This is a genomic window from Bdellovibrio sp. NC01 (assembly GCF_006874625.1).
Classification (GTDB): Bacteria; Bdellovibrionota; Bdellovibrionia; order Bdellovibrionales; family Bdellovibrionaceae; genus Bdellovibrio.
Map to the genome: position 1 here is coordinate 682,837 of NZ_CP030034.1, position 19,011 is coordinate 701,847.

At 42.1% G+C, this 19,011-nt stretch carries 18 protein-coding genes and 1 tRNA gene; 11 read left to right on the forward strand and 8 right to left on the reverse strand.

Annotation, left to right across the window (positions count from 1 at the left end; genetic code table 11):
- The first annotated feature begins 375 nt into the window (after positions 1-375).
- A complete protein-coding gene (locus DOE51_RS03345; RefSeq protein WP_142695174.1) occupies positions 376-1,440 on the forward strand; it encodes a linear amide C-N hydrolase in 1,065 nt (354 codons plus the stop codon).
- 51 nt (positions 1,441-1,491) lie between these two features.
- Here DOE51_RS03345 and DOE51_RS03350 read toward each other — a convergent pair whose 3' ends face one another.
- Positions 1,492-2,043, reverse strand: a complete 552-nt coding sequence (locus tag DOE51_RS03350; protein WP_142695175.1) for a hypothetical protein — start codon at positions 2,041-2,043, stop codon at positions 1,492-1,494.
- Positions 2,044-2,280: 237 nt separating this feature from the next.
- Entirely contained in the window at positions 2,281-3,144 is an 864-nt protein-coding gene (locus DOE51_RS03355; protein ID WP_142695176.1) for an alpha/beta fold hydrolase, read from the reverse strand.
- 162 nt (positions 3,145-3,306) lie between these two features.
- Here DOE51_RS03355 and DOE51_RS03360 point away from each other — a divergent pair, with 162 nt between their 5' ends.
- A complete protein-coding gene (locus DOE51_RS03360) occupies positions 3,307-4,347 on the forward strand; it encodes an alpha/beta hydrolase (protein WP_168196384.1) in 1,041 nt (346 codons plus the stop codon).
- A 7-nt stretch (positions 4,348-4,354) separates the two neighbouring features.
- Here the strand turns inward: DOE51_RS03360 and DOE51_RS03365 are convergent, their stop codons facing one another.
- The gene (locus tag DOE51_RS03365) at positions 4,355-5,986 is read right to left on the reverse strand and encodes a hypothetical protein (RefSeq protein ID WP_142695178.1); all 1,632 of its coding nucleotides are present in this window, start codon (positions 5,984-5,986) and stop codon (positions 4,355-4,357) included.
- On the reverse strand, positions 5,973-6,638 hold the full coding sequence (locus tag DOE51_RS03370) for a hypothetical protein (RefSeq protein ID WP_142695179.1): 666 nt from the start codon (positions 6,636-6,638) through the stop codon (positions 5,973-5,975). The genes DOE51_RS03365 and DOE51_RS03370 overlap by 14 nt, the downstream gene beginning before the upstream one ends.
- Positions 6,639-6,757: 119 nt before the next feature.
- Between DOE51_RS03370 and DOE51_RS19350 the strand changes: the two genes are divergently transcribed.
- From DOE51_RS19350 to DOE51_RS03400, 7 genes are all read left to right on the forward strand, one after another.
- The gene (locus tag DOE51_RS19350; RefSeq protein ID WP_256373175.1) at positions 6,758-6,889 is read left to right on the forward strand and encodes a hypothetical protein; all 132 of its coding nucleotides are present in this window, start codon (positions 6,758-6,760) and stop codon (positions 6,887-6,889) included.
- Positions 6,890-7,472: 583 nt separating this feature from the next.
- The gene (locus DOE51_RS03375; protein ID WP_142695180.1) at positions 7,473-7,772 is read left to right on the forward strand and encodes a hypothetical protein; all 300 of its coding nucleotides are present in this window, start codon (positions 7,473-7,475) and stop codon (positions 7,770-7,772) included.
- A 41-nt stretch (positions 7,773-7,813) separates the two neighbouring features.
- Positions 7,814-8,911: an ATP-binding protein gene (locus DOE51_RS03380; protein WP_168196385.1), complete on the forward strand. Its 1,098-nt coding sequence runs from the start codon at positions 7,814-7,816 to the stop codon at positions 8,909-8,911.
- Positions 8,912-8,913: 2 nt separating this feature from the next.
- Positions 8,914-10,011 carry a hypothetical protein gene (locus tag DOE51_RS03385; RefSeq protein WP_142695182.1) on the forward strand — a complete coding sequence of 366 codons (1,098 nt, stop codon included), beginning with the start codon at positions 8,914-8,916 and terminating at the stop codon, positions 10,009-10,011.
- 60 nt (positions 10,012-10,071) lie between these two features.
- Positions 10,072-10,353, forward strand: coding sequence for a hypothetical protein (locus DOE51_RS03390; protein WP_142695183.1), 282 nt, complete (start codon positions 10,072-10,074; stop codon positions 10,351-10,353).
- Between the two features lie 24 nt (positions 10,354-10,377).
- Entirely contained in the window at positions 10,378-10,641 is a 264-nt protein-coding gene (locus tag DOE51_RS03395) for a hypothetical protein (RefSeq protein WP_142695184.1), read from the forward strand.
- A 215-nt stretch (positions 10,642-10,856) separates the two neighbouring features.
- Positions 10,857-14,870: a class I SAM-dependent DNA methyltransferase gene (locus tag DOE51_RS03400; protein ID WP_142695185.1), complete on the forward strand. Its 4,014-nt coding sequence runs from the start codon at positions 10,857-10,859 to the stop codon at positions 14,868-14,870.
- A 65-nt stretch (positions 14,871-14,935) separates the two neighbouring features.
- Here DOE51_RS03400 and DOE51_RS03405 read toward each other — a convergent pair whose 3' ends face one another.
- The 4 genes from DOE51_RS03405 to gcvT all read right to left on the reverse strand — a co-directional run bounded on the left by DOE51_RS03405 (position 14,936) and on the right by gcvT (position 17,842).
- Complete coding sequence (locus DOE51_RS03405; RefSeq protein WP_142695186.1) at positions 14,936-16,057, reverse strand: hypothetical protein; 1,122 nt, start codon at positions 16,055-16,057, stop codon at positions 14,936-14,938.
- 138 nt (positions 16,058-16,195) lie between these two features.
- Positions 16,196-16,278: transfer RNA gene (locus tag DOE51_RS03410), tRNA-Leu, on the reverse strand.
- Positions 16,279-16,336: 58 nt separating this feature from the next.
- Positions 16,337-16,726: a glycine cleavage system protein GcvH gene (gene gcvH, locus DOE51_RS03415; protein ID WP_142695187.1), complete on the reverse strand. Its 390-nt coding sequence runs from the start codon at positions 16,724-16,726 to the stop codon at positions 16,337-16,339.
- A 33-nt stretch (positions 16,727-16,759) separates the two neighbouring features.
- A complete protein-coding gene (gene gcvT / locus DOE51_RS03420) occupies positions 16,760-17,842 on the reverse strand; it encodes a glycine cleavage system aminomethyltransferase GcvT (RefSeq protein WP_142695188.1) in 1,083 nt (360 codons plus the stop codon).
- A gap of 74 nt (positions 17,843-17,916) precedes the next feature.
- Here gcvT and DOE51_RS03425 point away from each other — a divergent pair, with 74 nt between their 5' ends.
- Both DOE51_RS03425 and DOE51_RS03430 read left to right on the forward strand, forming a co-directional pair.
- Positions 17,917-18,405 carry an SAM-dependent methyltransferase gene (locus DOE51_RS03425; RefSeq protein WP_142695189.1) on the forward strand — a complete coding sequence of 163 codons (489 nt, stop codon included), beginning with the start codon at positions 17,917-17,919 and terminating at the stop codon, positions 18,403-18,405.
- A gap of 104 nt (positions 18,406-18,509) precedes the next feature.
- Positions 18,510-18,992 carry a DUF4423 domain-containing protein gene (locus tag DOE51_RS03430; RefSeq protein WP_142695190.1) on the forward strand — a complete coding sequence of 161 codons (483 nt, stop codon included), beginning with the start codon at positions 18,510-18,512 and terminating at the stop codon, positions 18,990-18,992.
- Positions 18,993-19,011: the final 19 nt, after the last annotated feature.

Genomic DNA, 19,011 nt, shown 5'->3' on the forward strand with positions numbered 1-19,011 from the left:
TCTAAGTAATAACAGAGGGAGAGCAAGGATGCGCTTCTTAATACTGGCAGTAATTACGATGTTTATAGGTACTCAACCAACGCTGACAAAAACAAGTCAGTCATTCACGAAGGAGGCTTCTGTTTCTGACAAAATTCTAAGAAGAAGACTCTTACAGAGTCTGCAAAAAATAGAGATTTCGATTGCAACTTTTCGTGGAGGCAAACACCGGAACACTGAAAATCTAAATAAAGAAATTAACGCTTAATAAAATTTAAAAACTTATAAAATAAAAGGAGCTCCTTGGAGGAAGCTCCTTTTATTTTTTGTACATTCGCATTTTGTATTAAACCAAGTCTGGTCGACGGAAACTTTAAGACTTATTAGCCTTAAAGTATGAAAACACTTTCCATTTTTTTAAGTCTTTTTATCGCAATTCCTGCCATTCCGTGCACACGCGTGATGTGGGATCATAAAAATCAAGATGTCATTGTTGGGCGCAATATGGATTGGTCGGAAGAGACCGGCTCTAACATGTGGCTATTCCCACGAGGCATTGCTCGTGATGGTCGAGTCGAAACGAATCCACTGAAGTGGACTTCAAAATATGGCAGCGTCGTTATCTCGATGTACGACATCGGCACCGCTGATGGAACTAACGAGAAGGGATTGACCGCGAATATTTTGTATCTGACTGAAAGTGATTTCGGTCCCCGCGATGCGAATTTACCAGGTTTGTCCGTCAGTCTGTGGGCGCAATATTTCTTGGATAACTTTGCGACGGTGAACGAAGCGATCGAAGCCATGTATGATAAACAGTTTCAAGTCGTCACGGCATCGGTGAACACCGCAATGGGACCGCGTTCTGGCCATGTTCACCTTTCAATTTCGGACAAAACGGGTGATACCGCGATTATCGAATACATCGATACACAGCGGAAGGTGTATCACGATCGCAAATACACAGTGATGACGAACTCTCCTCCGTTTGATCAGCAATTGGATTCTCTGAAACGTTATAAAGGTTTCGGAGGTGATAAAGATTTGCCAGGAACCACTGCCGCTGCCGATCGCTTTGTGCGAGCTGCTTATTATTCACAACAATTGCCAACACCCGCAGACTATAGAGAATCCGTGGCTGGAGTTTTAAGTGTGTTGCGAAATGTTTCACAACCTTTTGGCAAGCCAGATCCGGTGCGGCCTTATATTTCCACAACACGCTGGCGTACCGTTGCTGATTTAACAAGAGGTATATATTTTTACGAGAACACACTAAGTCCCAACATAGTGTGGGTGCAACTACCGAAACTTGATTTTAAAAAAGGCAGCGAGGTTAAGAAGATCACGCTAGTTAAAAACTTTGATTTGATAGGTGACGTGACATCGCAATTCAAAGCGACAAAAAGTTTTGAGTTCTTAAAGGGTTCTGCTCCCTTAGCTCTTAAAGCAATGAACGAATAAAAAAGCCGCAGCTCTACAAAATGAGCGGCGGCTTCTGGTCTGATCCCAGGCTTATGGCGCTGGATTTGAATTTGGTTTTTGTGGTGGTTTTGGTTGACCCATACCCGCACAAATTTCTTTAAGTTTTTGTGCCTTTTTCATTTTTGCCCAAGCCATGGCACATTTGAATGCAGGCTCTCTTTGTTCTGGTTTTAAAATATCATAGAAAATTTTAACTTGAAGGGTACCAACGGCGTCACCTAAATTGCCCATTGCCGTTTTGGCAGCAGTCAGACTGTTGTTCGCATCGTCTTTTGTTGATGCTGTATCCATGAAGGTGTGAAGCACATCGAGCATCGCATTTTTAACTTCTGCTGAAAGCGTATTCTTTTGTTTTGCGAACTCGTAGTACGCTTGTTTCAAAGATGCTTTCTGAGTGTCATCCAAATTTACCGTTTTGCAGACATCTGGAGCTGCAAGTGGATTAAACAAAGTGCCTTCAGAGAATGCTAAAGCTACTTCAGAGCTGTTGTCTTGTTCTTCAGCCACCACTGATGTTGGAGCGGCAAACGCTGGCATTGCAATAGCCGCACTCGCAAGAAGACTGCATACGTAAAACTTCATTAGAAACCTCCTATTGGTTTGTGTGAGTTCGATTTTGAAAACACAAAGCCAAGTTGGGAAGAACGAAGCGCGGAGTTTGTTGAAAGTGTTTTGAATTGATGAATGGGTTTGCGGGAACTCAAGGAATACTTCTAAATTTGTTTTTCTGCTTATTCCAAACTCTTTACATAATTCTGATGAAGGAGTTTTTTCCTTAGTGCAAAGGAAGGCGACCTTTTGAAAGGCCGCCTTTTCTAATTACATAGTTCTGTCTTGGGCGCGCGAAACTGTGCGTTTTGCATTTTTCTGTGCGAATGAAAGCAACTCTTTGTTGATTTCATCTTTGTGAGTCGTTGGCATGCCGTGGCTGCCGCCTTTTACAATAATAAGTTCCGCCTGTTTTACGAATTCGGGAACACGTTTCGCTGTCACTTCGATAGGGACGATTTGATCGTCATCTCCGTGAAGGACCAATGTCGGCATATCAAACTTACGAAGATCATCGCGGAAGTCTGTTTCAGAGAATTGTTTTACACAGTCATAGTGCGCTTTTAGACTTCCTTGCATGCCTTGCAAATAGAAAGACTCTTTCACGCCTTCGCTGACTGATTTAAGTAGGCGATTTGCACCGTAAAACTTTTCAGGAAAGTCTTTAAAAAGTTGCGCGCGATCTTTTTGTACACCTTCACGAATGCCATCGAAAACTTCCATAGGTACGCCTTTTGGATTGTCTTCGGTTTTTAACATCAAAGGTGTGACGGCGCCGACGAGTACGGCACCTGCGACACGATTTGTTCCGTGACGGCCGATATAGCGCGCCACTTCACCGCCACCTGTCGAGTGACCTACCAGAATCGCGTCTTGTAGATTTAAAGTTTCGATCAATGTCGCCAAGTCATCAGCGTATTGATCCATGTTGTTACCTTCCCATGTTTGTTCAGAACGACCATGACCACGACGGTCGTGTGCAATCACACGGTAACCACTCGATGCCAAGAACATCATTTGATCTTCCCATGCATCAGAGCTCAATGGCCAACCATGACTAAATACAATTGGTTGTCCTTTGCCCCAGTCTTTATAATAAAGTGTCGCACCGTCTTTTGCTTTGAATGTGTTCATATAAATCTCTCTTTCGTTTTGTGTTTTTGATTTCAAATAAATTTGAAAGCGTTGTTGATGTATTAAGAAATAAACGGCAGAGCTGATAAAGAATAGTATTAGTTTTTTATGTAGATGATTAACATAAACTATATAGTTTTGTGGGCCATCGAGGAGAGTTTCATGCGTAAGTTCTTCTTAACTGTGTCAGTTGTTTTAATTCTCGCGATCGTCGTTATTCAGGTTTCTTCTTATTTTTCTCCGTTCGCAAAATCGATGCTGGTGCGTTTGGTTTTTAATGTTGGTGCTACGGTCGCTTCACACAAGATGGAAGGCCATGTGCCTGAGCATATCAGCGAAAGATTGGATGTGCCTTACGATGCGACGGATAAAGAAGCGCTGTTAGATATTTTCTCGTCAGTCGATTTGGAAAAGTTCAATCATGGTTTGCCGACGATTGTGTGGACCCATGGTGGTGGTTGGGTGTCGGGGAATAAGTCACAAGTGCGCAACTACGCAAAGATTCTAGCTTCAAAGGGTTTTACGGTTGTGGCGATCGATTATTCGGTGGCGCCCGGGGCACGATATCCAACACCTGTGCGCCAGGCTTTAAAGGCCCTTAGTTATTTGAATCGTCATGCAGCTGCTTTCAAGATTGATCCCAAGAAAATATTTTTAGCCGGGGATTCGGCAGGGGCGCAAATCACGGCACAAGTTGCGAATATCTTGTCATCACCTGAATACGCAAGGGCCATTGGACTTGCTCCGACGATGAAGCGAGAAAATGTCTTGGGTTTGCTTTTGTATTGTGGAATTTATGATCCTGCAATCGTTGACGTGAAGGGTGGCTGGGGAAGTTATATCAAGGCGATGATGTGGTCGTATTTTGGTAAGAAAGACTTTCAAAACACCAGCGGCTTTAAAGAGTTTTCAGTTGTCGATCACATGACTCACGATTTTCCTCCGTTTTTTGTGACGGTCGGAAATGGTGATACAGTGATGCCGCAGTCGTTGTCCCTTGTTCGCAAAGCTGAATCTTTAGGAGTTCGTCACGACATGCTGTTCTTTGAGGCGGAATATTCGCCCAAACTTAAACATGAATATCAATTTGACCTGGATAGTGATGCTGGCAAGCAAGCTTTACAACGTGCGCTCGCGTTTATGAATGCACGTCTCAAGGACACGAACCAAGAAACGAAATCGCTTATCAGTTTACAACATTGAACGATAATTATTTCGGCATCACTTTTGAGCTAACAGTCGGCGCATGCAGAATTGTAAAGTCGACGGCACCGGGGATGCTGATTTGTTTGGAATCAGCATTGCCGTAAGTGCGATAAAAGATCGTACCTGCATCGTTCATCAAAGCTTCGTATTTCAACCCTTGGAAATATTTGCTGCCTCTTCCTTGAATTGGAAAATCTTTGTTTTTAAGAGTGTACGTCGTCACTGAGTGATAGTCGTCAATCTCTTCAAATTGAGAGCTCGCTGTTTTAAGCTCTCCTGATTTATTTAAAAGATAAAGATCTTCGTAAACGACGCCACCAGTACCATGGACCCAGCCTTGCGGATCTTGCAGGCCATCTGGTTTTTTATAAAAGGACAGTGGCACTGTATCTTGCGACATCAGATAAAGTTCCCCCGTCGTTGTCAAAAACACCACATCACCAAATTGCGCTAAGAAGTAACGCGAAAAATCCGGAGCTGTTTGTTGATCGTGATCAGGTACGAATTTAACCAGTTTCAGGGTTGTTGCACCGTCTAGAAGTTTTGCTGCTAAATATGTTTTTTCTGAAGTTTGTACCGAGAAATAAGTGCGATTTGCCTGTCCCGGCATTCCTACGCGGGCGGCATCCATCACAAACATATCGCGCGGAATGAGACTGTCGTTATAGAACTGAAGTCCCGCGAAGGTACTCCATGAATACAGGTGGCCTAGATTTGTGTAGATCATGATGCCGCTATTGCGGAACGCGAATTCAATGCGTGTCGCGTATTCATGAGGGTAAGAATATTTGAGCGAAAGCTTTTTGCTAACGCCAGTTTCAGGCGCGATAATGATGATATCGTGATTATGATCAAGGACCGCAAGCACGTCTTCTTTCTTCGCAAGGGCAGCTGGGATTTCATTGAAGCGACCTACTAAATAAACTAACGCCCATGTTGAAAGATATTCTCTTTCAGCTTGTGATAGATTCACACCATAAAGGGCCATGCCTGCATTCCACAAAACTTCGTAAGCGTAGGCACCAGCACTGGTGGCACTGACGTCGAAACTTTGATCACAACCGCCATCACTGCGCGGAATGTCTCCACCTCGGCATAGAACGTGTTTCTGTGCTGTTTGGACTGAGTGACGTGACTCGTGAATGATCGTCGAAATGGCTGAAAGCGGATCCATGCCGAAGAAATATCCACCGATGTAGATTTTCTTTTCCACAGTGTTGTTGTAAGCAATGGAACTTTTTTGTGTCAGATCGTTTTCGATGCTCACAACATTTTTGCCAACGTATTCCAAATTGTCGGCAAAATCTTTTTGCACATCGGGCAGCCAATTTTTTGGCGCACTCATCTTAAGCTTACTCATGTATAGCAAAGCTTTACCTAAGATCGCTCGGTAGGATTGATCACACGTTAGTGGACCTTCAGGAATTATCAGATGAACTTGTTTTGCCATCGCCTGATATTGTTCTTCCGTCGGGCAGGGCAAAGTCGCAAATGACACCGGGTCTTGAGACGGAGCTTCGGAGCTAAATTCCGCTTTGCTCTGAGTAAAATCACACGGAGAAAAATATCCCCACGAAAAACCCAGCACACACGCGATGAATAGAAATGAAAACTTGTAAAGCTTACTTCGCATCATGCACCACGGCTTGCAGAAGTTCTGCTTCCGACTGCGAAGCCAGAGCGACAACACGCGAATCTAAGCGCGAATAATAGTTCTCGCGCTCGGAAGTCGTCAGAAATGATTTTACATTTTTAAACGCCTGACGTTTTACCAACCAGTTTTCGTCTTTGTTATCTAAAACCGTCTGATAAAAACTTTTAAGCTGTGGGGCAAGAGTGGCGCTGGGTGAACGCTTCGCTGGTATCTGTTCTTCAAGCGCTTTCAAAATTCCCACGCGATCAGCAATCACAGCCTGATATTGCGCACGCGTCTGCGGATAAGCCTGCGTGAATAAACTCTGCAATTTCTGAACATCAGCGGGCTGCAACTGTGCCAGTGCTTTTCCACCGAAGAGCTGACGATAAAGTGGCGCACCGTGCGTGCTGGTTACAACATCAATAAGTGAGCGAAATGAAGGTGCTGTGCCAGGTTTGATAAATCCAATCAAAGATTTTTTCTGCGGCTCACTTGGCGAAGCGGTTTCATGCGCCTCATTTGAAACAGCAGAATCTTGCACAACCGAAGTCACTTCCGGCAAAGAAACAGTTTTGGCTTTTCTGCCTAAAAAATAAAACGAGAAAAACAAAACAGCAAAAATAGATAAGTATTGGAATTGTTTCTTATTCATCCATTTCTTATCGGAATGAAACAGGAAGCACAGCACGGATCAAGGTCGAGGAGAATCAGAAAATAAGAAGATATTGGCAAGTGCTCTTGGTTTTTAAATGCAAAGATGACCTTCAAACTATGGGTCTGCGTTTTGTGGCGTCAGGTACGGCTGGGGCTAATAACGTAAAAATGACGGACGGTGGTGTGCCTGGTGCTTCGTTCGCAAAAATTAACTCTGATACTGGTAAAACAGAAACGTCGGTGACTTGAATCGGCCATCGAGGCCGCTTCAAGTCATAGGTGCCCCGCGAGGGAGTGCGACTGCGGGCCATAGTGGCCCTTGCGCCTTCGGCGTGATCGCAAAGCGATCATCGAAAAAATAGCATCCTGCTATTTTTTGGAACCCCCAAAGTTCTGAGTTCCAGCCCGCTCGTGGATACTAAGGTAAAAATAAAAAAAGCGACCACTTTGGGTCGCTTTTTTTATTTTTAGATTTGGTGCCCCGCGAGGCCACTTAACCACCCACACAATCTAATTTTCCCATAGAAAAGTCAATGAATTCCTGTGTCCTTACCTGTGGATACGGGAGTGAGCTTTTTGTTTTGTTCTGAGACGGCGTGATCACGCCAATTCCAAATTAAAGAGAAATCAGTCGTTTTTGAAGGTTCCGTATCCTACGGAAGATACGACCAGTAAGGCTTATTCAACGTGTTAAAGGGAATGAGCACTTCCGTATCCAACAGTAGGAGCGAACTTTCAGTTCTTCTAACGAACAAGAAAATTTCGCGAAAAAACGATTGGCGAACATTTAATAAATATGGGGGCGGCAAATCCCTAGATACGGAGGTATCAAATGAAACGAAAAGTTAAAGTAGACAGTCATCGCATTCCGCTAGTTTCTGAGCTCGATATTATTGAGTCCGGACAGAGACAGACAGAGTCAGGCGAGCCGGAGTACTTTGCAAAAGTTGCAGTTCCTGTACCTGACATTGATGAAAGTGGTAAAGCCGTGATCATCATGGCGACAAAAGATCTCAAGTCAGACGTTGCGTTAGACAAGAAAGGTAAAGGGACTTTCCAAGTGTATGTAACCGCATACCCAAGTGGTCGTTTTGCTGACTTCTCAATTCGCATTCGCAAACAAATCAAATAATCGGGAAACTTTGCCGCCCTCCCATTTTAATGGAGAATTTTATGAAAACATTAGATTTAGAAAAATTGGTTAAGTTAGCTTGGAAATTTGTTGTTACTAAGAAATATTCGTTTTTAGGTGGGGCGCTTGCGGTTGTCTTGGTCGTCGCAATTATCCTGGTTGTTGCTAACTGGAGAGCTCGTCGCAAAGATTTGAGAGCTAGTGGTTTCGCGGATAAAGAAACTGGTGCTTTGTGGGCTTTAAGATTCTACAAAGATATCTATCTGCTTCGTTTTAACAGAGAAACTAGTGTTTCCAGTATTCGAGCTAAGTTTCCTTGGCTCAAAGATAAATTTGGTCAGCCTTTTGTCATTGCTGTCGAAAGAAATTGGCCAAGATGGTTTTTTATTCAATCCATTTTTCATATAGTAGCTGAGAGGTTTCCAGCCAAAGCATTTCCCCAAAAAATGAGCAATGATAACCCTTGGATGCTGTTGATTGGACAAGACGGTCTAAAAAGGCAGGTGTCGATAGATATCAGTAATATCTCTCTTCTCTATCTTTGTGGTGAAGCCGGATCTGGAAAAACTCAGTGCGCCAACCTAGTCTTAAAGCAATTTGATCAAAAATTTGTGATTTCTACCAAGCCTTTTGATTTCCCAGAACTTCCGGTCGTCGATTCGTCCGACTCTAAAAACTTGGATTCTATTGAAGAAGTTTTAAATGAAGTGGCGCGAGAATTAGAAATTAGGAAGAGTAAGCTAGGCGAAGGTATCAAACATGTCAAAGAACTAGGGCTGAGCAAACTGGTCGTCTGCTTCGATGAAGCGAATATCCTTCTGAATGTTGGCTACTGGGATCGAGAACATAAAGAACAAATTTTAAGAATCATTTCCAAAACTAGAGCGCTTATAAGACAGGGAAGAGCCTATGGAATTATCGTTATGATTTGTACTCAAAAAGGTCGCAGCGATGAGTTGCAGCTGGGCTCCGTAAAAGATGGCATCCTTCTGGTCGGAAGAGTTGACACAAAGGCAATCTCTACTGAGTTAATTGATTCGGAGGAAGCCTGTGATCCAACTTTAAAGCCGGGAGTATTCTTTCTTCGAGATAGCTTTGGGATTCGCAAAATTCAAGTTTATTGGGATTTGAGGGGGTAGTTATGCAAACGCAACAGCAACCTCTTCGCATTGATTTTATGAGCATCAGTCTTAAGGAAGAGTACATTAATGTTCTAACGGAGATGATTCAGAAAGTGTTTTCGGGAACTATAGAGAAACGACCGAATGCCTTCGATATATTTCAGGTGTCGTCACGTTCAAATATAGCAATTATCCACTTCACAAATGCAGCAACTATCCAAATTCAGTTTGAAGGATCTTTTTTTGGCGATGCAACAAGCTTTTCCAAAGTTCAGGAGTGTTATGAATGGCTTCGACTTGCGAACTGCGCACCACGAATTAGGAGATGTGACCTTGCCATCGACTTCATTGGCATTTCAGTAGGAACAATACTTCCGGTGGAGAAGGTTGATCCAAAAAGATTTGTTCACAGCAAGAGTCTTAAAACTGCAATCTTTGGTAACCCTCCGGAAACTATCTATGTTTCCCATAGGCACTACAAAATTCGCATTTATGATCGGGTAAAAAGAGCTCAGCATCTCGTTGGAAAATTTGTCGCCAAGAAAAAAGATCACGAATTTTTGGCGTTATATGCTGGGGATATAGTTTCGCGGGTTGAGTTTGAACTAAGAGCTGATTTTTGCAACTATGCCGATCAACTAATGAAGCTGAAAATGAATGAAGATGAGTTTCGTTCGAACGTTCTGAGTCACTTTCTCTCACAAAATAGAATGGTCGACGAATATGGCGAAACTGATGAGCTATGGAAAACGCTAGATCCACTTAATAGCCGATATCAAAGGGTTGATCGATATGAATACGAGCGATCAAATCGAAAGTTTGACGATCTTTCGAGATCATTTTCATTTATTGCCAATAAGGTCCGAAAATGGGGTCTATCTCCAGAACAAGCATTTGACCACCTATGGGATGCTCTCGGCTTAAATAACCCAATCAGCGGAATGTTCAGTGGTACGCCAATGTACGCCTCCAGGGCCTACCTGAATTTAAAAGAGTCACAGGCAGGTGATTTTGTATGCTGGCTACCGGATGACTACTTCGACAAGGCTTCTGCCAAGCGCGCGGCCTGTGCCGCCAGCGCGAAGGCGGAAGCGACTCATGGTAATGAGTCCGAATAACGTCTCAGAACAAAACACGATTTATCTCTCCCGTATCCTACGGAAGGAAAGGAAGTTTATATGAATGACTTAAAACAGAAGGCCCGAGAGGTTTTAGAGAATGCTGGTTTTGAAATTGAAATTAAGGGTGATCGCTTAGTTTTCTGGAGACGTGAAACTTGCAGATTCATTGGAGTTCTAAATTTTAGTGAATATCCAGTTTTGGTTGGCTTTGGTGTTGGAGTTCAATCCGAATACCAAAGTAAGCCTTATCTTCAAACAAGATTGATAGTAACTAAAGAGCATGCTGCCGAATTATTTGAAACTGTAATCACTGAATACAATTTTTTAAGCACAAAATGAAATGCCAATTAAAAAGGTGTGAAAATGTTGAATACTATTAGAGCAGTCGAAAAAGTTCTAGTCCACAAAGGCTATCAAGTTGAGCAGAACGATGGCTTGCTTCGATTAAAGTTCAGAAGGAATACCTCGCAGAACTTTTACGGAGTGATTGAGTTTCGAGATACTATCGGATGGGTTAAATATGGAGTTACCGGTATGTTTCTAAAAAGTCGATGGGTTGAGGATCTTAAGCAGTTAGATGCATTAATTGAAGCAAGCGTCGCTGAATACGAGAGCTGGCCTCCTTGAGGCCTCAGCGATCTTGTTCTGGCCCCCAACCCGTCCCCCCAAATGCAGAACTTCTAAATTAAAGAACTACTTAGCAATATCAGTTAGTTGATGAGTATAAACTAGAACTAGGTCTAGAGGCGGATAGATAAAATACCTTTCCCAATGTCTAGGTTTTATTGGAGATTGCAAATATGCTCAAATTCGCTGGTTAGCCTGCTTAAAATTATCTCAATATGAATAATCAGCAGCTCCAGAAGTTCTTAGATTCTTTTAATAAATCTTCAATTTCAAAAAAAGGACTTTCTTTTGACGAGGATCACTACACTGCAGAGATCTTTCCGTACTTCAAGGAATCGCTAAATGTTTATCCCGTCTTCAATACAGGCGATCACTTTAACAAGCGCCCTGACATAACAATTTTTCTTAATGAAAACGATGCAACTAAATTTGAGGGAGCCGTAGCATTTTTCGAATCAAAGCTGCCGCAGGACTTTGCAGGTCTTAGCGCGGAAAAGGTTCTGGAAAAGTACTTCGTCGACAAGATATTTCCATATGTTTCTTCTTGGAATACTACGTTGAGCTGCTTTGGGATACATTGCTTCAATCGCTTTATTCTTCTGAAGGTAACTCGCGAAATAAAGACTACAATACAGTCCACTAATATTAGTTCCAAATCAGAAATTAAAAAGACCGTTAAAATTCTGATGGGTCATTGTGTAGACGTTGACTTGAGTTCTTCCTCAGAGGCAAAAAGCAATTTTAAAAATTTGACTTCTTGGTTGCATAAGAATTGCTCCCTCGACTCGCTATTGAGAGAGACATCAGACTCATATATTGGCTGCGTAAAAATCAAGGACAGGAAAGATATTCAGAGAGCAGCATCGTCGATTGTGGATATTTTACTATCGGACATGGGAATTCTATCGACTGTCCAAAGTAGATTTGACGAAGCTCTCTTAGATGATAAGTCATCCGTTGCAAACTCATTTAGACTGTTTTTGTCCATTAGATTTCCTGAGCTGAGTGATGAGCAGTTACAAGATAAGCTTGGATCTAAAAATGAAAAAGATTTATTTAACGTCGCAACTGTCTACAATCTTGTTAGCAAGCTATTCTTAATAAGATATGTAGACGAGGTTTACTCTAGTGACTCCTTCCCTTTGTATGAAGCAGACCTTCGATTCTTTGATGAATCGGTAAAGAGCAAAAAGCCGGAGATTGTATCTCAAATATTTGTATCAGGAATTAAAAAGCTCAGAAAAAACTCGCATAGTTTATATTCTAAGATTTTAACGAAAGACAGTCTCTTTGATTGGATACTGGATTCCGAAGTTCTTGGAACAAGTTCCTTTAAGGATTTATTTATGACTTTTCAGAGCTTGGGGTTTGTTTCCGAGGCTGGAAAAGTATTTACTGAAGAGGACTTTCTAGGATGCTTCTTTGAAGCCTTTGCTCAGAGATTTGATGCAGAATCTAGAAGAGAGTATGGACAGTACTATACTCCAAAAACGGTAGTAAATTTTATTTGGGACAAAGTTCTCGATGTATTAGAAAAAGAGAATATATCTCGGAATGATGTTAAGCTTCTAGATCCCGCATGTGGATCGGGGACGTTCCTGACTACAGGAGTAGGAAAGCTTTTAGATAACGCGGGACTAAGTCTTCAAGAGAAGTTGGTCGCTTTTGATATCTCGCCACTTGCAGTGCGCCTCACCGAAATTAACTTATTCCTAGAGTTTCTAAAAAAGCTAAAGTCGGAAGATCGGCCGTTGTTGAAAAATTTAGAGGTCTATAACACAGATGCTTTAGAAATCTCTGAGAGTGAGTATTGGAGAAAACGTCTCCTTATCGAGGAAAATCCAGACAGAAGAGGTCAACTCACGCAAGAAACTGAACTCAATAAAAAGCACAAAAAGAATAAGGAATATACATTAATTGTGACAAACCCTCCATATAACGGATCTAGCTCGCGCAGCTTAGAGAGTTTGCAAGGGCGTTTTACGTTATTGGATCATTTAATTGAGACCCGTCATTCAACTGATAGGCTTCGCGATGACTATGTATGGTTCTTTGGAGCAATCGATAGATATATTAACGATAATGGTGTAGTTGGACTAATTACGAGCGATACCTATTTGAATAAATCTTCCTATAGAAATCTTCGGGCATATTTATACAAGAATTACCGCATTCATTCGATTCATCATTTAGGCAAAAATATTTTTGACGATGTGAAGGTTTCTACATCAATTATTGTGATGTCAAAGCTTCAAGATCAGAAGGTGCTAGACAATGCTCAGTACGAAATCGATTACTACAATTTTCGTTCTCTAAATGAAAATAAGACTGATCGCACTCTGGATGAGCGCTATCAGGCAATGACCGGCAAACTTAAGGTAGAGCCAGAAAAAATCATTCCGACCTTGGAAAATCATTTTAGCTTTAGCTCTTCTGTCGTGCTTTCCAACGTCATTCCGTTCTTCGCAAATAAGGCAAATTTACGATTGGTAAATGAAAAGAGTCCAGGAATTGTTACCGGACTTAATGATTTCTTTATTTCTAAAGATTCTACTGTCTTAAAAACAAGAATTCAATCCCTAACGAGACTTGTTGCGACAGTTAAAGGTTGCGTAGATCAGAAATACTTTAAAATTGTAGATGGCACAAATGATGAAGTAAGAGATCTTGGATTTGATATTTTTGAGGGCGGCAAGTTTTCAAAATTTCAAATAGCACTAAAGAGCGAGGCTTTAGAATTAGGCCTGATTAAACCCAAGGAATCTGAAAAGAGCAAAAAACAAACGCTTTTGTATCTTAGTATGCTGGTGGCTTGTTGTATTGTGAAAAAAGTATCTTTGTCCTCCGATAAAATTCGGCAGATAATCTCAGTCGATTCCAAAATCGATGCTGGTAATCGCTGGGGGCTCAGAGCAAATCAACTGGATTATATTTTCTTCGAAAATAAATTGGTGATTCCAAGAATCACTAAAAATGGATCTACCATCAGTGGTGGGCCAATTACCTGTTGGCGAGAAGGCCACGATCCAAAGGTTAAGATTATCTTTACAACACCTTCTGGTGACAGTGGCATTCCAAGGATGTTACTTTTCAACGGATCCGAGAAGCCGTTAATGCTCAAGACCGTTGCCGAAGGAGAAGCTGAAGGTCACTTCTGCGGTATCGACGACGTTGTTTTGCCTCAAAGTTTTCAGGCAGTGTTCCAACAGAACAAATTAAATGCCTTATATTATGTTCTTGGTGTTTACAATTCTAAGTGGTGTGCTAATAATATCGAATATATAATGAATGCTGGCGTACCAATTCCCGTTCCAAATGATTTAAATAAAGAGCGGGTAATTGAGATTTCTCGTATTGCTAAGGTTATCTGTGAAAATCAGTCCCAAATTGAAAAGGCAAAGTCTAGCGTAGATTGGGATAGAATTAAAAATATCTTTAAGAAGAACGATTTGAATTTTTCTGAAAGCTCAGATGATGACTCGTCCCTAATCATAGGAGCTGCAGAGAAAAAAATTGATGAGCTCGTGTCCTCTCTATTTGTTGAAAATATTGTTCAACAAAAGCCTGCAGAGAGTGAAAACACGGATGCAGCTATTATACCTATGGACTTTAAAGATGTAGTCCGTAGAAGATTGGCAATATCGTCTTATATCGTCGAAAATCTTCGAGACGACAACAGACTCGGCTTAGTAAAGTTTCAAAAGATATTTTATCTCCTCGATTCCGTTCTTGGAATCGACCTGAAAACTTCCTACAAAAAAGATGCAGCTGGTCCGCATGACTCCAGCTTCATATATGGGAAAAAGTCTGGAATTAAGGTTCTTGGCGATAGCCATGGTATTTTTTCTATTAGACCGGAAGTAGTTGGCGATAAAGAGTTAGCCAGACTTGTTGTTGGGGAAAATGCGGGTCGATATGCGAAGTCTTTCCACAAGTGGCTTTCAGAGCGACCCGAGCAAATGGCATTCGCAAATCGGATTTTGCGGGAGTTTAAGAATATCTCGGGAACAAAAGCCGAGGTGATAACAACTCTTTATTCATTACTGGCACAGGCCAACGAAATGGGTATTAAGTTAAGTGATGATCAGCTAATAGAAGCCTTTTACAATTGGCATGAGAAGAAGAGAACCAAATTCCAAGATCGAAGTTTTGTTAGTCGCACTTTAAAGTGGATGAAGGAAAATGCCTTAGTTCCGCCTAAGTTTGCAAAAAGCAAACTTATCGCATAAGCATTTGTCGTTAAAAACGCGCTCAAATATTTGGGCGCATTTTTTTTGCTGATCCTAAGAGAAAATTAACCAACCTTTTTATCTAAAGTAACACGCTTGCGATTTTTGTATCTTGCGAGGGTCATATTGATAGACTGATGACCTAGCCATTGGCTGACTTCATATATCGTTCTATTTTTAACTGTACACATGAGATCTTGGAAGCCTTTGCGACCACCATAAAGGGTAATGTATCCGGATGTGTGCTTTTGAAGAGTTTTTAGTAAAGGCCTTTTAAAATTCTTACCCTCAATAAACTGAAGTGCTGTCTCCTGTTCTGAGAACAATATAGGGATGAGCTTCCATCGTTTCTCTCGATCGATATTTCCGAGTTTCGACTGATATACCCAAAGAACATCAACTTCATTTTCGTGATCGTATTTAACTTCAAAATTTTTGGAATTAACGAGACTGTCAACTTCACTAGGTCTCAAGCCAAACCATATTGAAATGAAGAGCCACTCGTAGTTGCCTTCTACGGTTAAGTCTTTCTTTATCTTTTTTAACATTTCGGGAGTAAGTGGATCGCTTTCACCTTGATATGAATCTGAATCCATATATGTATCGCGAATATCTTGCTTTAATTCACCATGAGGCGGCTTAACGGATGCATATACTTTTTCTTCGCGATCTAGCACGAACTCACCCCAGAGATTAAGAACGCGGATAAGTTTCTTCGCCGTATCTGGGGAGTATTCATTCTTTTGCATCCAGCGATAAATCTGAATTGAGTTCTTCGCATACTTCTCAGGTGAGATTGAAAGATCTGATATTAGTTTTTGAACTGTATTCCAACGAGAGTAGATCTTTCCCTTAAGCTTATCGCTGGGGTCATATCCAAGTTCTAAAAGATGATCTTCAAATGCTTGTACAAGCGGTTCGGGTAAGAAGACGCTTTCGATTAAATTTCTTTTAGCCAAACGATCCCCAATATTGACGATCTTCTTATTCATCTCGCGCTTGAATAGGCTTTCAGAGTTTAATTGAGAAGCATGCTCCTTGGCTTGCTGTCGGCTCATGTCCTGATTGAAACCAAGCCCTGCCCAGGCTTCCTTCTTAACGGTGCGCTTAGAGCGTGTGCCGTTCTTATAAGTAACCTCAATAACCCTAAAACCGTCTTTGCCTGATTTATAGACTTCGTATCCCATAACCATCCTATCGGAATGAAAAAAGTTATGGTTAAGAGGACTGTGGCTGAAACGCCAAAAAACGCACCCACACACCCCACTCTTTTGTGGGGGATGGTCTGCGGATTCTTCAATATTTTTAATTATTTAGAGAAGATTTGGTGCCCCGCGAGGGACTTGAACCCCCACGCTTGCGCACTAGATCCTAAGTCTAGCGTGTCTGCCAATTTCACCAGCGGGGCAACACCGTTTTAGCGGAAACAAAGATTTAGCGAACTGTTGCCGCTAAATCAACGAAAATTATTTCTCTGCGATCAATTTTTTGTAATCTGGAGCTCTCATAAGGTTTGCGAGTTCCTTTTCAGTATCCATTTCGATACGAACCAACCAACCTTCGTTCACTGGGTCGTCATTCAAAACTGATGGATCGTCGCTCAAAGCTGCGTTTACTTCGATTACAGTGCCTGAAACAGGCGCGTAAAGGTCAGAAACCGCTTTTACAGACTCAATAACGCCGAAAGTTTGGCCTTGAGTGATTTTTTGACCTTCTTCTGGAAGTTCAACGTAAACGATCTCGCCCAAAGAATCTTGTGCGAACTCTGTGATACCCACAGTTACGATGTTTTCGTCAACTTGAGCCCATTCGTGTTCTTTTGTGTAGTAATAGTCTTCAGGAATATGGAATGACATTGTCAGGCTCCTTTAAATTGAATTCTTTAATCTTTATTTCGTTACAAAAGGCGTTTTCACGACAACTGCTTTGACCTTACGACCGCGAATATCCAGAAGGAATTCCGTGCCTTCTTTAGCAAAAGCCACGTCGATAAATGCGATGCCGATAGGTTCATCTAGAGTCGGAGAATGCGTACCACTAGTTACCTTGCCGATTTCTTTATTGTCAAAAGAAAACAGGGAGTAACCTTGGCGAGGGATGCCCTTCTCAAGCATCTTGAAGCCAATCAAACTGCGCTGAAGACCCGCTTCTTTTTTGCCTACAATTTGGGCTTTATTCATGAAGTCTTTCTTCGCAGGTTTTACAACCCAACCCAAGCCAGCTTCATATGGATTCGTCGTGTCATCGATCTCGTGACCGTACAGAGAGTATTTCATCTCTGTGCGCAAAGTATCACGCGCGCCCAAACCAATTGGTTTCACGCCAAGATCCGCACCTTTTTCCATCAATGTATTCCAAAGAGCGACGGTACCCGCGGCTTCAACGAAAACTTCGCAGCCTTTTTCGCCAGTATAGCCAGTCGTTGCGACCATGATTTTATGATTTTGGAATTCACCAGATTTCACAGTGAACGGCTTCATCTCGCTCACTTTAAATCCAAAAACACGATCGCAAAGTTCCAAAGCTTTCGGGCCTTGAATCGCGATCTGACCCCATTTATCGCTCTCGTCAGTAAGATCCGCGCCCTTGTTGTGTTTCGTCATCCACGCAAAGTCTTTGTCTTTGTTAGAGGCATTCACGCACACCAAGTAATCAGAATTTTTAGACAAGCAATACACGATGATGTCGTCAACCAAACCACCTTGATCATTCGGCAGCAAAGAGTATTGAGCCTCGCCATCATTCAATTTCGCCACGTCATTTGTTGTGAGCCACTCTAGAGTTTCAAGAGCTTTCGGGCCTTTCACACGGACTTCACCCATGTGTGAAACGTCGAACAAGCCGACATTTTGACGAACGTTATCGTGTTCTTCGCGCAAGCCCGTGTACTGGATCGGCATAAACCAACCAGCGAAATCAACCATGCGTGCGCCCATTTTTTCGTGTGTATCTGCGAGAGGTGTCTTTTTCATGGCTGCATATTCGCTTTGCCATAGATATTCCGTCAACTGTACAGTGTTGCCGCATGCCGAAATTGTCCGAGAGAATGAATCTGATTTTTGACTACCTGATTCCAGGAGAGCCCGTGTGGGATTTCTGCTGCGATCATGGCTATATGGGCTTGAAAGCCTATCACAGCTGCCAATTCCCAGAAGTTCATTTCGTCGATCAAGTGCCGCACATTATCGCGCGCCTTGAACAAAGCTTTTTAACCAAGCATCAAAAGGCCGAGTACACACAGAAGGTTTTTTTCTGGGCGCAGAGTGGAGAAAACATCAATTCTCCTCTGAACGGTACGGCCATTATTGCGGGCGTTGGTGCCCACACGATCCTTCAAATTCTCCGAGGATTATTCGCGCAAAACACGATGAATGCTTCGCGATTTATTCTTGCACCACAAAAACAGGAAGAGTTTTTGGAGCAAGAATTGAGTGCCTGGAATGAGTTTCAAACGCGGTTTAAAATTGCGGACGTAACACATATCCAAGAAGGAAGTCGTCACCGTAAGTTATTGATATTTGATAAAGTTCTGTAATGTTTGCGTCCTTTTTGACGCACCCCGAATAGCTGTATTAAATGTCTGTAAGGCTATGAACAAGACGTTGATTATTTGGGGGGCTACCCAGTATTTGTTCTGCCATGCAGGATGTAAAAATTAATTCAGACTTTAGACAGTTTCTTGAAGATGAACTCGCTCGTCGCAGCCAGAACTACCCACGTTATTCACTACGTGCGTTCGCTCGACACCTTGAAGTGGACTCGTCATTTTTGTCCAAGATCTTGAATGGCAAAAGAACGGTGACTTTAAGAACTATCCGCATGTTCGGTGAGCGCCTGAACTTGCAAAACGATGAACTTCACAAGTTCGCAGAAGTGAGCCGTGAAAAGAAGATGAAGCGCAAGCTTGAGCGTCTTCTTGAAAAGATGCCTAGCGAAGAGCGTGAGCAATCTACGATCACTATCACTGTGGATGAAGCTCGCTTGGCTGAAGCTAAAGAGAAAATCAAAGGCTTCCGCAAAGAACTAGCACAATTCCTAGATGCTGGCGGCGCCTCTCAAGGCAAGACTTATCAAATCTCTGTATCGATGTTCCCGGTTGCGGGCTTTAGCTACAAAGACTAGAAGTCCAAACTAACAAACT

What these genes read in the sequence shown, in the direction of transcription:
- DOE51_RS03345 (WP_142695174.1), top strand. Translation starts at nt 376, where the DNA reads ATGAAAACACTTTCCATTTTTTTAAGTCTTTTTATCGCAATTCCTGCC.
- DOE51_RS03350 (WP_142695175.1), bottom strand. Translation starts at nt 2,043, where the DNA reads ATGAAGTTTTACGTATGCAGTCTTCTTGCGAGTGCGGCTATTGCAATG.
- DOE51_RS03355 (WP_142695176.1), bottom strand. Translation starts at nt 3,144, where the DNA reads ATGAACACATTCAAAGCAAAAGACGGTGCGACACTTTATTATAAAGAC.
- DOE51_RS03360 (WP_168196384.1), top strand. Translation starts at nt 3,307, where the DNA reads ATGCGTAAGTTCTTCTTAACTGTGTCAGTTGTTTTAATTCTCGCGATC.
- DOE51_RS03365 (WP_142695178.1), bottom strand. Translation starts at nt 5,986, where the DNA reads ATGATGCGAAGTAAGCTTTACAAGTTTTCATTTCTATTCATCGCGTGT.
- DOE51_RS03370 (WP_142695179.1), bottom strand. Translation starts at nt 6,638, where the DNA reads ATGAATAAGAAACAATTCCAATACTTATCTATTTTTGCTGTTTTGTTT.
- DOE51_RS19350 (WP_256373175.1), top strand. Translation starts at nt 6,758, where the DNA reads ATGGGTCTGCGTTTTGTGGCGTCAGGTACGGCTGGGGCTAATAACGTA.
- DOE51_RS03375 (WP_142695180.1), top strand. Translation starts at nt 7,473, where the DNA reads ATGAAACGAAAAGTTAAAGTAGACAGTCATCGCATTCCGCTAGTTTCT.
- DOE51_RS03380 (WP_168196385.1), top strand. Translation starts at nt 7,814, where the DNA reads ATGAAAACATTAGATTTAGAAAAATTGGTTAAGTTAGCTTGGAAATTT.
- DOE51_RS03385 (WP_142695182.1), top strand. Translation starts at nt 8,914, where the DNA reads ATGCAAACGCAACAGCAACCTCTTCGCATTGATTTTATGAGCATCAGT.
- DOE51_RS03390 (WP_142695183.1), top strand. Translation starts at nt 10,072, where the DNA reads ATGAATGACTTAAAACAGAAGGCCCGAGAGGTTTTAGAGAATGCTGGT.
- DOE51_RS03395 (WP_142695184.1), top strand. Translation starts at nt 10,378, where the DNA reads ATGTTGAATACTATTAGAGCAGTCGAAAAAGTTCTAGTCCACAAAGGC.
- DOE51_RS03400 (WP_142695185.1), top strand. Translation starts at nt 10,857, where the DNA reads ATGAATAATCAGCAGCTCCAGAAGTTCTTAGATTCTTTTAATAAATCT.
- DOE51_RS03405 (WP_142695186.1), bottom strand. Translation starts at nt 16,057, where the DNA reads ATGGGATACGAAGTCTATAAATCAGGCAAAGACGGTTTTAGGGTTATT.
- gcvH (WP_142695187.1), bottom strand. Translation starts at nt 16,726, where the DNA reads ATGTCATTCCATATTCCTGAAGACTATTACTACACAAAAGAACACGAA.
- gcvT (WP_142695188.1), bottom strand. Translation starts at nt 17,842, where the DNA reads ATGAAAAAGACACCTCTCGCAGATACACACGAAAAAATGGGCGCACGC.
- DOE51_RS03425 (WP_142695189.1), top strand. Translation starts at nt 17,917, where the DNA reads ATGAATCTGATTTTTGACTACCTGATTCCAGGAGAGCCCGTGTGGGAT.
- DOE51_RS03430 (WP_142695190.1), top strand. Translation starts at nt 18,510, where the DNA reads ATGCAGGATGTAAAAATTAATTCAGACTTTAGACAGTTTCTTGAAGAT.